Below are 13,324 nucleotides of genomic sequence, written 5' to 3'. Positions count from 1 at the left end.
GTCTGCGTTCCTAATCGGCGACGAGGATCGTTGCCACCATCATCCTGCGCCTGCGGAAGCCCAAAGCCTCATAGACCCGGATCGCGCCGTGGTTGCTCGACAGGACATGGAGGAACGGCACCTCGCCGCGCGCCGCCATCCGCGCCGCGACCGCCCGCACCAGCGCCGCCGCCAGACCCTCCCCGCGTGCGTCGGGATGGGTGCAGACGGCGCTGACCTCGGCGAAACCGGGTCCGGGGAGCATCCGCTCGCCGGTCATGGCGATCAACCGTCCTTCGCGCCGCACACCCAGGAACGGGCCGATCTCGTGCGTCCGCGCTTCCCATGGCCCCGGCTCGGTCAGCGCGGCCAGCGCCGCCATATCGGCAATGTCGCCCTCCCCGAGCGGGGCGATGTCGGCAACGCTCGGCCCCGATACGATGCCGCCGTCCGCGATCATCTGGAGCAGTTCGAGCTCTTCCGCCACGTGACACCCCGGCGGCGCGGGCCACGGTTCCGCTTCGATCGGCGCGCAGGGCCCGTGCGCCGCCACCAGCTTGGCAAGGTCGCACTGCGCCGCCTCCGAGGCATCGCGCGCCGCGACAAACGGCCCGCAGCCCGGCGCGATCCGCACCGCCGCGCCGCCATCAATCGCAAGATGCCGCTGCCGCCCGGTCAGGCTGTTCCACACCGGCCGGTCGAGCGGCGAGAGGTTCAATGCCGGCTCCCCGCCACCGGCTCGACCTCCGCCCGCGCGCCGAAACCGGCGATGATCGGCCGCCCCTTGGCGATGGCGGCCTGCACTGATGGCAGCGAGAGGCTGGCCTTGTGCGCCTCTACGCTGGTCCAGACCTCGGTAATCCAGATCGCGTCGGCATCGCCGAGGTCGCGGAAGATCGTGTAGGCAAGGTTCCCCGGCATCTCGCCCGTCCCCTCGAGCAGGATCGCGATCAGCGCCTCGCGCTGGCCCGGGGTTGCGCGCATCTGGCCGATGACGCCGTAGAGCTTGTCCGTCTCGATCTCGTCCATGGGTGTCCTGCAGGCAGTAAGGAGCAGCGCCGCAGCAGCGGCACCGATGAATTCGCGACGATGGAGATTCACGCCCGCTCCAGCAGGCGGTCGGCCTGCGCCCGCGCCTCGGCGGTGATTTCGGCGCCGGATTGCGTCAAGGCGATCACTTCGCATTCTCCTGCGGCCAATTGTCTGGATCGACAACGCCCACTTTGGCGAGATTGCCACGCAGGTTTTCACCGCCGTGCCCAAGTCGCCATTCGGCCAGCCAGAATGCTCGCGCCGCCGCCTCGTCGCCATTTTCCAGGGCGATGGTTCCCAATAGATCAAGCGCAGGAGGGTTAGGCTTGACCTCGACCGAAGCTTTCGCGTCCGCGATGGCGGCATCCTTGTCGGCCAGGTTGTAGTTCGCCAGCGCCCTTCCCCCGAGTGCATAAGCCCGTGTATTCAAGTCGAGCGAGGGACTGGCCAAGGCCCGGGCAAATTCGTTACGTGCAGCCCAGCTGTGCCGCGCCGAAATCAGGCTGAAACCATAATTGACGTGGCGCTGCGGATTCTCCGGATCTATCGCAGCCGCCATGGCGTAATCGTCCATCCCGGCAGCCATTCTGTTTTCGGCTACGATCCGCGCAGAAGCCCGCACAGTGAGGAACTCTCCGCGCTTCGAAGGTTCGGGCTCGTGATCAAAAGCCCAGGAACAAGCGTCGACCATGCTTGACCCCTCTGAAAGCACTGCAAGATTCTCCAGCGTGCAGGCCGAAAAGGTTTCAGGCCCGCCCTGAAATGCCTGCCGGCGGGCAATGCTGGCAGCCAACTGGCAGGCCCCCTCATCATAGCGCGAACTGTCGAAGCCGGACAGCTCGAGAGCGGCTTCCTCATACCGGCCCAGCCAGGCCAGAGCGGATGCGCGATCGGACGAACGCGCCGGCGTGTTGCCCGCCATCGCGATCACGCGGTCAATGTCGGCCAGCTCTTCGCTGAACCGGGCGAGGCGGTGGTAGGAAAACGAACGCTCCTGCCAAATCCGGACCTCGTCCGGAGCAAGCGCCACGGCTGTGGTCAGGTCGGCGAGCCCCTTTTCGTAGAAGCCAAGATCATTGTTGGTATAGCCCCGCTCGTGCCATGCAGTCACGAAGTCCGGCACCGCGGCGATGGCCTTGTCGAGGTAAGGGATTGCAGCGATGCCCTTGCCTGCCTCGTTCAGCGAATAGGCCCACGCAAAATAGAGTACGGCGCGTGCGCGATCGTCCTTCGCCGCCCCGATTGCTTCCAAGCAGTCAGCGGGAGGAACCTCGCTTATCAAGCTTGTCCCGGCGACACGGCAAGGACCGGCGATGTCGGACTCCGTGGTCGAGAATTTCGCAGCGGCAGGGCTTGTCAGGAAAAGCCCACCGAGAAGGCAAGCCCCCCAAAACGCCGCCCTGCTCACACCCGCTCCAGCAGGCGGTCGGCCTGCGCCCGCGCCTCGGCGGTGATTTCGGCGCCGGAGAGCATCCGGGCGATTTCCTCCTGCCGCCCGGCCGCATCGAGCAGGGCCACGCCGGTGCGGGTGACGGTCCCCTCACTCGACTTGGCGATCATGTAGTGGGCGTCCCCGCGCGCCGCGACCTGGGGCGAGTGGGTGACGGCAAGGAGCTGGCCGCCCGCCGCCAGCCGCGCGAGCCGCTCACCGATTGCGCTCGCCACCGCGCCGCCGACGCCGCGGTCGATCTCGTCGAAGATCACCGTCGCCGCGCCGCCCTGCTCGGCCAGCGCGACCTTGAGCGCGAGGATGAAGCGCGAAAGCTCGCCGCCGGACGCGATCTTGTTGAGCGGGGCGAAGTCCGCGCCGGGGTTCGTGGCGATCAGGAACTCGACCGCGTCCGCGCCGTGCGGGCCCCAGCGGTCTTCGGGCAGGGTCGCCACCTGCGTGCGGAACCGCGCCGCATCAAGCTTGAGCGGGGCGAGTTCCGCCGCGACCGCCTGGTCGAGCTTGGCCGCGGCCCTGGTGCGTTCGCCGGAAACCCGCTCCGCCTCGGCCCGAAAAGCATCGCCCGCGACCCGTGCCGCCTTCTCCAGCGCCGCGACCGCTTCTTCGCCGTGTTCGATGGCGTCGAGCGCGGCGCGCATCTCGTGCATCCTGTGCGGAAGATCGTCGACCTGGCAGCCGTGCTTGCGGGCCGCTGCGCGCAGCTCGAACAGGCGGGTTTCGATGCGGTCCAGCTTGTCGGGATCATGGGCCAGCGCCTCGGCCGCACGGGCGATGCGGTCTTCGGCCTCGCTCGCCTCGATCACCGCGCGGTCGAGCGCTTCGAGCGCCTCGGCCAGCAGCGGGTGTTCCTGGGCAATCCGGTCAAGCCGCCGCGCCGCACCGCGCAGCGAGGCCAGCGCGCTGTCGGATCCGGCCCACAGCCGGCGCAGCTCCTCGAGATCTCCGGTCAGGCGCTCGCCCTTCTGCATCGCCGCGCGCTGGCGGGCGAGGTCTTCTTCCTCCCCGATCACCGGCTGGAGATCGTTGAGCTCGGCAAGGTGCGCGAGCAGGAGGTCCTGGTCCGCGCTGTCGCGGGCAATCCGCGCCCTCGCTTCGGCGAGCGCGTCGCCGGCCTTTTTCCAGCTGCCCCAGGCCGCTTCCAGCGCGGCGCGGTCGGTCCCGGCGTAGCGGTCGAGCAGGTCGCGGTGCCCGCGCGGATTGACGAGCCCGCGGTCGTCGTGCTGGCCGTGCAGTTCGACTAGGAACCGCGCCATCTCGCGCAGCAGCGCCACGCCGACCGGCTGGTCATTGACGAAGGCCTTGCTGCCGCCCCCCGACTGCTCGTTGCCAGCGCGCAGGCGGCGCTTGATGATCAGCGGCTCGCCCGGTTCGACATCGAGTTCCGCCTCGCCCAGCATGCGGCGGATGCCATCCGGCAGGCGATCGAATTCGAAGGTGGCGGTCACGCTGGCCTGGTCCTCCCCGGCGCGGACCAGCCCGCTGTCGGCGCGGTCGCCCAGCACCAGGCCCAGCGCATCAAGGAGGATCGACTTGCCGGCCCCGGTCTCGCCGGTCAGCACGCCGAGCCCCGGTCCGAACGACAGGTCGAGCGCCTCGATCAGGACGACGTTGCGGATGGAGAGGGTGGTCAGCATGGCTTGCCGACGACCCTAGCGCCTCTTCGCGGCTACGTCACCGGGGGGTGCATCACCGGCGGAGCAAGGCGATGCTGGCGCTGGTCATGGACCCAGACGCGGTGCTTCACCCGCCGAATCGGCTTCTCGCAATGGGTGCAACGGGAAACGAACTGCCCCCCGTCCCACCACGCATCGCGGCGGTCGGGCTCGTGGCGGTTCAGCCAGCACAACTTCAGAAAACTTGGCATCACGACACTCCGGGTCCCACGAGATGCCTTTCAAAGCTCTCCCCCGAGTCGTTCTTTGGACACCTTGTATAGCAGTAACATTACGTAGGGACAGGTCGTAATCGGCCGGATGGGGCGGGACGCCTTATCGGACGTCCCGCCCGTCGCGGGAAATTCAGAATTCGACCTTGATCGTACCGCCGAAGGTCCGCTCGTCGCCCGGCGTGCCGGCAATCAAGCCAACGTTGCCGGGTGCGACCTGGAGCAGTTCGATGTAGTTGACGTCGAAGGCGTTGCGGACCCAGGCGAAGACGTTCACCCCCTCGCCGCGGAAGCCGAGCCGGAAGTTGGTCAGCGCATAGCCGTCGACCACGGTATAGATCGAAGGCGATGCGTTGGAGTTCCACTTCGAACGGTAGCTGCCATCGACCCCGAGGTAGACCTGCCCGTCCTTGCCGAGCAGCGTGGCCGGCAGGTTGTATTCCGCGCCATAGGAGAACGCCCACTTCGACACGCCCGGCAGCTGCTGGCCGGAAATGTCGCACTGGCGCGGGCTCAGCGTGCCCGGCACCCCGGCGTTCGAGTAGTCCGGCGTCGCGCCGATCGGCTGCAGCGTGCCACCCGACAGCTCCGGCGGGCACGGTGCATTGGTAAACTTCACGTACTTGGCGTCGGTGTAAGCCGCGTTGGCATAAGCGGTGAAGCGATCGCTGGCGACAATCTTGAAATCCGCCTCGATGCCTTGCGAACGCACCTTGTCGGCGTTGGCGAGATAGCCGCGCACCGTCCCGAACTGGCCGCCGTTGACGGTGGCCTGGAAGTTCCTGATCTCGGTGCGGAATGCGGTGAGGTTGAAGGTCGCCCGGCGGTTCCGGAACTGGGTCTTGAGCCCCACCTCGAAATGGTTGACCGATTCGGGTTTCACCGTCCCCGCGGACAGGTCGGGCAGGTTGGTCGCGCTGTTGAGCGGCAGCCCGTTCTGGTTGATGCCGACGGTCTTGAAGCTTTTGGCGTACGTCGCATAGGCGAGGATGTCGGGCGCGATCTTGTAGTTGACGTTGATATCGTAGCTGAAATTCCAGTCGCTGATCGAAGGCGCGGTGCTCTGCGGCTGGTACACGCCGCACTGCGCGGCGAGGACCGAGCCGGCGGCCGGGACCGGGTTGCACACCACCGGATTGCCGGCCCCGTCGGTAACGACGCGGCTGTAGAAGCCTTCCTTCTTGTCGTAGTTGATGCGTGCCCCCGGCTGGATGGTCAGTTCCGGCGTCAATTTGTAGCTGACCTGCCCGTAAAGCGCGGCGCTGTCGCTCTTGAGATACTGGACGTTGCTGGCGGTCAGTCCGGCCAGCACCGCAGGATTGGCTGCGAGCGCGCCGGAGAGGCTCCAGCGGCTTGCGTCCACGCCCTGCTGCTCGGTCCCTTGCGTGTCGATGCGCTGCTTGAACCCGAACAGACCGGCCACGAAGTCGACCTTGTCGCCCGAATAGTTGTAGCGGAACTCCTGGCTGTACTGGTCCTGCTGAGACGGATTCTGCGACTTCGAGACGATCGACAGGCCGGTGAAGTCGCGGTCGTTCTGCGGCTTCCAGTCCCAGAACCGCCACGCGGTGATCGAGGTCAGTTCGCCCGCACCCAGCTTCCAGTTCACGCGCAGTGAGGCGCCGCCGATCTTGTTGCCGGCCTGGAGCGGCGCGTCGATATCGGTCAGGCGGTCATAGACGTTGCGGCTTGGCACGGCGTAATTGCGCCCCGGGGTTGCAGCGTTGAGCGCGGCAACCAGGGCGTCGTACTGGCGGTTCAGCGCACGCTGGGTCTTGCCGACGCGGACGAACGCGGTGCCAAAGCCGTAGGGGTCCTGCTGGCTGTAATCGCCCGAAAGGGTGACGGAGAGATCGTCGTTCGGCTTGAACAGGAGCGTGCCCCGCAGGCCGAGGTTGTCCTGTTCATTGATCCAGCGCCGCGAGGCGACATTGTAGAGCGTGCCGCGCCGGGTGGTCGATGCCGCGGCGATGCGGACCGCGACCGTGTCTGTCAGCGGGCCCGAGACTGCCGCCTTGGCCTGCCGGTAACCGAGGTTGCCGATGGTCAGCTCGGCTCGTCCCTCGAAGTCGAAAGTCGGCTGGTTGGTGGTGATGTTGATTGCGCCGGCCGTGGTGTTCTTGCCGTACAGCGTGCCCTGCGGCCCGCGCAGCACCTCGACCTGGCTGACGTCGAGGAAGTCGAACGTCGCGGCCGCCACGCGGCTGTTATACACGTCGTCGACATAGATGCCGACGCCCTGCTCGAAGCCGTCGCTGGTCAGCCCGAACGGCACGCCGAGCCCGCGGATGTTGACCGAGGTGTTGCGCGGATTGGAAGTGTAGACCTGCAGCGTCGGCGCCAGCTGCTGCAGCTTGACCACGTTGAAGTTGCCGGTCGCCTCGATCGAATCCCCCTTCACCACGGAAATCGCCAGCGGCACGGCTTGCGCCGCTTCCTGGCGGCGGCGCGCGGAGACGATGATTACCTCACCGCGCGAGAGATCCTCGTCTTCTGCCACCGCGGCAGGCTCGGTGGCCGGTGCGTCCCCAGCCGCGGCAGGGTCGGCAGACGGTTCGTCTGCAACCGCCGCGTTGATGACGGGATCGGCTGCCCATGCCGGGGTGGTGGTCGCGACGGCGACGGCGAAAAGCGAAGTGCGGACGAACGAATGCATGCCCAAATCCTTGGAAAAAAGGGAATTGGCCGCATCCGGTGGTCCGGTCTGCAACGGGTGATCAGGTTGCCGGCATTGGCCGGCGGGTCAGTTTGCCCCGCTCAGGTGAAGCGGCGACGCTCGGTGACGTCGACCTGGACGAGCCGTCCATCGTGGACGGTCAACTGGATCGCGCCATAGCGAATGCGGCCGAGCGCTTCGGCCACGGTTTCGAGCGGGTCACGGGCTGTATCCGCCTTGGGCGGGCTGCCGGTGGTTCCGTTTCTGGTGGTCATCTGCTGCCTCCTCGACGAGCGCCGCTATATCTCTACCTCTTCGATAGACAATAGTAGAAGCACTTCGATGCGGCCAAGCGCAACTTTCAAGCGCCGGACCGAAACGCAAAAGGCCCCGCCGAAGCGGGGCCTTTCGGTCGATCGGAATCGAGTCGGGCGATCAGCTCGCGGTGGTGCCGGGCGCCTTGTCGTTCATCAGCCCGTAGGCCTTCTGGTACCACTCGCTGCCCGGATAGTTCGCTCCGAGCACGGCGGCGGCCTTCTGGGCCTCTTCCGGGATACCGAGCGACAGGTAGGTCTCGACCAGGCGGTAGAGCGCCTCGGGCGCATGGCTCGTGGTCTGGTACTTGTCGACGACCGTCCGGAAGCGCAGCGCCGCCGCAAGCCACTTGCCGCTGCGCTCGTAGAACCGCCCGATCTCCATCTCCTTGCCGGCGAGGTGATCGTTGACAAGGTCGATCTTCAACCGCGCATCGGCGGCGTAGTCGCTGTTGGGATAGCGGCGCACCAATTCGGTCAGCGCCCGCAGCGCCTGATCGGTGGTCTTCTGGTCGCGGGTGACGTCGCTGATCTGCTCGTAATAGCAGAGCCCGATCAGGTAGTACGCGTAAGGCGCGTCCTTGTTGCCGGGGTGAATCGAGAGGAACCGCTGCGAGGCCTGGATCGACTTGGTGTAGTCGCGCGAGACGTAATAGCTGAACGCGCTCATCAGCTGCGCACGGCGGGCCCACGGTGAGTAGGGGTGCTGGCGCTCGACCTCGTCGAACAGCGCGGCAGCCTGCTTGGCCTGCCCCCGGTCGAGCCGGTCCTTGGCGGCCGCATAAAGCGTGTCGACGTCACGCGCGACGTAGGCCGTATCCCTCTTCGGCCCGCGCCCGCCCGCGCACCCGGCGGTGAGTGCCATGGCCCCGGCGGCAGTGGCAAGAACGGCGATCCGCAGCGCTCTGCTGCCTGGCACGATGGACATCATGGGCGATCCTATAGCCAGCGCCGGGATGAACGCCAAGTGAAGTTGCGGGGGTGCGCTATTCTTCCACGAACGGCGGCTCGACCTCGATCGGATCCGCCAGCGTGACCCGGTCCAGCATCGCCGCCATCTCGTCGCGCAGCGACAGCATCAGGCCGCGCAGGCGGCACTCGGCCTCTGGCAGGCAATTGACGCATTTCTCGTGCGCATTGCGCGCCGCGCATGGCACCAGCGCGAGGCTGCCGCGCGTGAGGCGAATGATGTCGCCGTAGCGAATGTCTATCGGCGGGAGCGCCAGTTCATAGCCGCCCTCGCGCCCACGCAGTGAATTGACGATTCCCTCGCGGGCAAGCTCGGACAGGATGACGGTGAGAAACTTCCGCGGAATGTTCTGCGCCTCAGCGATCGCATCCAGCCGCACCGGCCCTTGGCCGAAATTGTCGGCGAGGTGCTGCAGCGCACGGATAGTGTAACGCGTCTTCTGGGAAAGCATTGCCGCCAGAAACGCCTCGGGCATCATAAAGTCAACCGCAGCGGTGGAATTGCAGCAATCCCGCTTGCATCGCGGCACAGGGCGCGCATCATACGCCCCGGTATAAGAAAATGGAGCAGCCGATGCCGCCTATCATCCTCCATCAGTACGACAGCTCGCCGTTCTCGGAAAAGGTGCGCATCTGCCTCGGCATCAAGAACGCGGAATGGTTCGCGGTGGACCAGCCGGTCATCATGCCCAAGCCCGATCTCGTGCCGCTGACCGGGGGATATCGCCGGATCCCGGTCATGCAGATCGGCGCGGACATCTATTGCGACAGCGTGCTCATCGTCGAGGAAATCGAGCGGCGCCTGCCCGGCCCCAGCCTCTTCCCCGGAGGCGTCACCGGCCTGGCCACTGCGCTCCAGTATTGGAGTGACCGGGAATTCTTCCAGGCCGCGGTGGCAGTGATATTCGGTGGCCTCGGCGACAAGGTCGATCCGGCCTTCATCAAGGACCGCGAAGCCCTTTCCGGTCGCCCGTTCGATACCGGCGCGATGCAGGCCGCCATCCCCTATATGCGCGAGCAACTGCAGGCACATGCCGGGCTGATCGATCGGCAACTGGAGGATGGCCGCCTGTTCCTCGGCGGAGGGGAGCCGGGGGCGGCCGACGCGGCGGCCTATTACAACCTCTGGTTCGTCAAGGCGCATTACCCACCGGCCGCGAGCGCCTTCGCCGCGTACCAGAGGCTGGAAGCGTGGATGGACCGCGTCGCCAGCCTCGGGCATGGCACGCGCCGGGAAATGTCCCGCGAAGAAGCGCTCGTAATCGCCAGAGACAAACAGCCCGATCAGGCCGTGGGCGGCGAACACCCGCTTATCGGCAGGACTGTCGCCGTCTCCGCGGCCGATTACGGGCGCGATCCGGTTGTCGGCCAGCTTATTGGCATGGAAGCAAACCGGGTCAGCCTTCTCCGGAGCAACCCGTCCCTCGGCCCCACCGCGGTCCACTTTCCGCGGATCGGATATGCCGTGACGCCGGCTTGAGCGACGCACAAACGAAAAAGGCCCCGCAAAAGCGGGGCCTTTTCGTGGTTGCGGGGGTAGGATTTGAACCTACGACCTTCAGGTTATGAGCCTGACGAGCTACCGGGCTGCTCCACCCCGCGTCACCAAGATCGGAAGCGAAGCTTCCGGGAGCTCTTCCAGCTCCAAAGACACAAAAGCCGCCGCGCGGAGTGATCCGGCAGCGGCCTTGTGTAACATGTGAATGGGTCATTCCGCGATTTGCGCCAGCTGCAATGCCTGGCGACGACCTACTCTTCCAACGCTTGAGCGTTAGTACCATCGGCGCTGTCTGGTTTCACGGCCGAGTTCGAGATGGGATCGGGTGGGTCACAGACGCTATGGCCACCAAGCAATGGAGCCAGCGCAAATCACGGGTTTTTAATCGATGCAACTTTATCAGGCGTCGTTTGTCCGGCCGGAATACCGCCCCTCAACGCCAACCCCGCAGGGCTGTCATTGATGGTGGGACTCTCAAGCATGAACAGAGTTATTAGGACCGGTTAGCTCCATACGTTACCGCACTTCTACACCCGGCCTATCAACGTGATGGTCTATCACGACTCGATGATACCTTATCTTGAGGGAGGCTTCCCGCTTAGATGCTTTCAGCGGTTATCCCGTCCATGCATAGCTACCCTGCTGCACCGTTGGCACGATGACAGGTACACCAGAGGCATGTTCACCCCGGTCCTCTCGTACTAGGGGCAACTCCTCTCAAGTATCGACGCCCACGGCAGATAGGGACCAAACTGTCTCGCGACGTTCTGAACCCAGCTCACGTACCACTTTAATTGGCGAACAGCCAAACCCTTGGGACCTGCTCCAGCCCCAGGATGTGATGAGCCGACATCGAGGTGCCAAACGATTCCGTCGATATGAGCTCTTGGGAATCATCAGCCTGTTATCCCCGGCGTACCTTTTATCCGTTGAGCGATGGCCCTTCCACGAGGGACCACCGGATCACTATGACCGACTTTCGTCTCTGCTCGACTCGTCAGTCTCGCAGTCAGGCAGGCTTATGCCATTGCACTCTAACAGCCGGTTTCCAACCGGCCTGAGCCTACCATCGCGCGCCTCCGTTACTCTTTAGGAGGCGACCGCCCCAGTCAAACTACCCGCCACAGAGGGTCCCCGAACCGGCTAACGGTCCTGGGTTAGACATCAGAAAACAACAGGGTGGTATTTCACCTATGGCTCCACACCAGCTGGCGCCGGTGCTTCAAAGCCTCCCACCTATGCTACACAATTCTTTCCTAATGCCACTCTGAAGCTGCAGTAAAGGTGCACGGGGTCTTTCCGTCTAACCGCGGGTACTCCGCATCTTCACGGAGAATTCAATTTCGCTGAGCATATCCTGGAGACAGTGGGGAAGTCGTTACGCCATTCGTGCAGGTCGGAACTTACCCGACAAGGAATTTCGCTACCTTAGGACCGTTATAGTTACGGCCGCCGTTTACTCGGGCTTCAATTCGGAGCTTGCACTCCTCCTCTTAACCTTCGAGCACCGGGCAGGCGTCAGACCCTATACGTCGTCTTGAAGCCGACTTAGCAGAGTCCTGTGTTTTTGCTAAACAGTCGCTACCCCCTGGCCTGTGCCCCCTCAACCTGCTTGCGCAAGATGAGGGCCTCCTTCTTCCGAAGGTACGGAGGCAATTTGCCGAGTTCCTTCAGGATACTTCTCTCAAGCGCCTTGGTATACTCTACCAGACCACCTGTGTCGGTTTCGGGTACGGTCTATACGGTGGGGCTATTTCCTGGAACTGCTTCGAAGCCTGACCAATCCGATAAGGCCAGACAACACACGCAATCCGTCACACACCACCAGGCCCACGAATATTAACGTGGTTCCCATCGACTACCCCCTTCGGGCTCGTCTTAGGGGCCGGCTCACCCTGCTCAGATTAGCTTTAAGCAGGAACCCTTGGTCTTTCGGCGAGAGGGCATCTCACCCTCTTTGTCGCTACTCATGTCAGCATTCGCACTTCCGATACCTCCACGACCCATTACCAGATCGCTTCATCAGCCTACGGAACGCTCCGCTACCGCTCAGTCAAAGACTGAACCCTAAGCTTCGGTGCATCACTTTAGCCCCGATACATCTTCGCCGCAGGAACCCTTATTTAGACCAGTGAGCTGTTACGCTTTCTTTAAAGGATGGCTGCTTCTAAGCCAACCTCCTGGTTGTTTTGGGATTCCCACATGCTTTCCCACTTAGTGATGACTTGGGGACCTTAGCTGTAGGTTAGGGCTGTTTCCCTTTTGACGACGGACCTTAGCACCCGCCGTCTGTCTGCCGAACTAGACTCGTTGGTATTCGGAGTTTGGTTAGAATTGGTAGATCTCGCGACCCCCGCATCCATCCAGTGCTCTACCCCCAACGGCAAATATTCGACGCTCTACCTCAATAGATTTCGCGGAGAACCAGCTATTTCCCGGCTTGATTGGCCTTTCACCCCTAAACACAACTCATCCGATAATTTTTCAACATTAAACGGTTCGGTCCTCCAGTGCGTGTTACCGCACCTTCAACCTGGTCATGCCTAGATCGCCGGGTTTCGGGTCTAATTCATCGAACTCAGTCGCCCTATTCAGACTCGCTTTCGCTACGCCTACACCTAACGGCTTAAGCTTGCTCGATAAACTAAGTCACTGACCCATTATGCAAGAGGTACGCGGTCACTCCCTATGGAGCTCCCACTGCTTGTAAGCATTCGGTTTCAGGTACTGTTTCACTCCCCTCATCGGGGTGCTTTTCACCTTTCCCTCACGGTACTGTGTTCGCTATCGGTCATGTACGAGTATTTAGGCTTGGAGGGTGGTCCCCCCATGTTCAGACAGGATTACACGTGTCCCGCCCTACTCGAGTCCTTCTCCATCACTTTCGCATACGGGGCTGTCACCCGCTATGGCCACTCTTTCCAAAGTGTTCTGCTAGTTGAAGAGAAGGCACTGGCCTGGTCCGCGTTCGCTCGCCACTACTAACGGAATCTCGGTTGATGTCTTTTCCTCCAGGTACTGAGATGTTTCAGTTCCCCGGGTTCGCTTCACCAAGTCTATTTTATTCAACTCGGTGATACCTTATCCACCTCACTCAACCTGCGGCGAACCGCACATCGAATGAAATGGTGAAGGTGGGTTTCCCCATTCGGAAATCGCCGGATCAAAGTTTGCTCACAACTCCCCGACGCTTATCGCAGCGTGCCACGTCCTTCATCGCCTGTACATGCCAAGGCATCCACCAAATGCTCTTACCTCACGCTTGAGAATCCACACCATCAACGACAGCCCTGCATAATGGCTGCGCTGTAATAGGTGCGGACGATAATCTCAGCCAGACTTAACATCTGTAAGTGCCGCATACGCACGCAGTTCGTCACCACGCACGATGCGCCACGGCATCGATTAAAAACCCATTCACAATGTCAAAGAAGCGCGGGCAGATCCCGCATTACCGGCCGAAGCCGGATATCGTGTCTTCATCTCTGGAGAAGTTTTGGTGCAGCCCATCGCGGCAAGCCGCAGGGCCGTGGCAAACCTG

10 protein-coding genes, 2 tRNA genes and 2 rRNA genes (1 of these 14 only partly in view) are annotated in these 13,324 nt (G+C 63.3%); 1 reads left to right on the top strand and 13 read right to left on the bottom strand.

The annotated features are described in order from the left end of the window. Window positions 1–10 precede the first annotated feature (10 nt). The 9 genes from AC3WLD_RS11930 to AC3WLD_RS11890 form a co-directional block, all read right to left on the bottom strand. Window positions 11–697: a GNAT family N-acetyltransferase gene (locus AC3WLD_RS11930; protein ID WP_492557179.1), complete on the bottom strand. Its 687-nt coding sequence runs from the start codon at window positions 695–697 to the stop codon at window positions 11–13. After that, on the bottom strand, window positions 694–1,080 hold the full coding sequence (locus tag AC3WLD_RS11925; protein WP_492557178.1) for a putative quinol monooxygenase: 387 nt from the start codon (window positions 1,078–1,080) through the stop codon (window positions 694–696). The genes AC3WLD_RS11930 and AC3WLD_RS11925 overlap by 4 nt, the downstream gene beginning before the upstream one ends. Window positions 1,081–1,153: 73 nt before the next feature. Beyond that, entirely contained in the window at window positions 1,154–2,263 is a 1,110-nt protein-coding gene (locus AC3WLD_RS11920) for a tetratricopeptide repeat protein (RefSeq protein WP_492557177.1), read from the bottom strand. 152 nt (window positions 2,264–2,415) lie between these two features. Continuing rightward, window positions 2,416–4,095: a DNA repair protein RecN gene (recN, locus tag AC3WLD_RS11915; protein ID WP_492557176.1), complete on the bottom strand. Its 1,680-nt coding sequence runs from the start codon at window positions 4,093–4,095 to the stop codon at window positions 2,416–2,418. 32 nt (window positions 4,096–4,127) lie between these two features. Beyond that, window positions 4,128–4,325 carry a hypothetical protein gene (locus AC3WLD_RS11910; RefSeq protein WP_492557175.1) on the bottom strand — a complete coding sequence of 66 codons (198 nt, stop codon included), beginning with the start codon at window positions 4,323–4,325 and terminating at the stop codon, window positions 4,128–4,130. Window positions 4,326–4,479: 154 nt separating this feature from the next. Continuing rightward, complete coding sequence (locus tag AC3WLD_RS11905) at window positions 4,480–7,002, bottom strand: TonB-dependent receptor (RefSeq protein WP_492557174.1); 2,523 nt, start codon at window positions 7,000–7,002, stop codon at window positions 4,480–4,482. 101 nt (window positions 7,003–7,103) lie between these two features. Next, window positions 7,104–7,277 carry a YezD family protein gene (locus AC3WLD_RS11900; RefSeq protein WP_492557173.1) on the bottom strand — a complete coding sequence of 58 codons (174 nt, stop codon included), beginning with the start codon at window positions 7,275–7,277 and terminating at the stop codon, window positions 7,104–7,106. 160 nt (window positions 7,278–7,437) lie between these two features. Further along, window positions 7,438–8,181, bottom strand: a complete 744-nt coding sequence (locus tag AC3WLD_RS11895) for an outer membrane protein assembly factor BamD (protein WP_492557172.1) — start codon at window positions 8,179–8,181, stop codon at window positions 7,438–7,440. Between the two features lie 121 nt (window positions 8,182–8,302). Continuing rightward, the gene (locus AC3WLD_RS11890) at window positions 8,303–8,737 is read right to left on the bottom strand and encodes an RrF2 family transcriptional regulator (protein WP_492557171.1); all 435 of its coding nucleotides are present in this window, start codon (window positions 8,735–8,737) and stop codon (window positions 8,303–8,305) included. A gap of 122 nt (window positions 8,738–8,859) precedes the next feature. Here AC3WLD_RS11890 and AC3WLD_RS11885 point away from each other — a divergent pair, with 122 nt between their 5' ends. Further along, window positions 8,860–9,765: a glutathione S-transferase family protein gene (locus AC3WLD_RS11885; protein WP_492557170.1), complete on the top strand. Its 906-nt coding sequence runs from the start codon at window positions 8,860–8,862 to the stop codon at window positions 9,763–9,765. Window positions 9,766–9,810: 45 nt separating this feature from the next. Here the strand turns inward: AC3WLD_RS11885 and AC3WLD_RS11880 are convergent. The 4 genes from AC3WLD_RS11880 to AC3WLD_RS11865 all read right to left on the bottom strand — a co-directional run. Then, a tRNA-Met gene (locus AC3WLD_RS11880) sits at window positions 9,811–9,887 on the bottom strand. A 134-nt stretch (window positions 9,888–10,021) separates the two neighbouring features. Next, window positions 10,022–10,136, bottom strand: a 5S ribosomal RNA gene (gene rrf / locus AC3WLD_RS11875). Window positions 10,137–10,256: 120 nt separating this feature from the next. Continuing rightward, window positions 10,257–13,048: ribosomal RNA gene (locus tag AC3WLD_RS11870) — 23S ribosomal RNA — on the bottom strand. Window positions 13,049–13,322: 274 nt separating this feature from the next. Continuing rightward, window positions 13,323–13,324 (bottom strand) — tRNA-Ala (locus AC3WLD_RS11865) (it continues 74 nt past the right edge of the window).

It is taken from the genome of Novosphingobium sp. FW305-C-111, from assembly GCF_058783565.1.
Note: the sequence above shows the minus strand (reverse complement) of the source record. Positions and strands in the feature narration are given on the sequence as shown.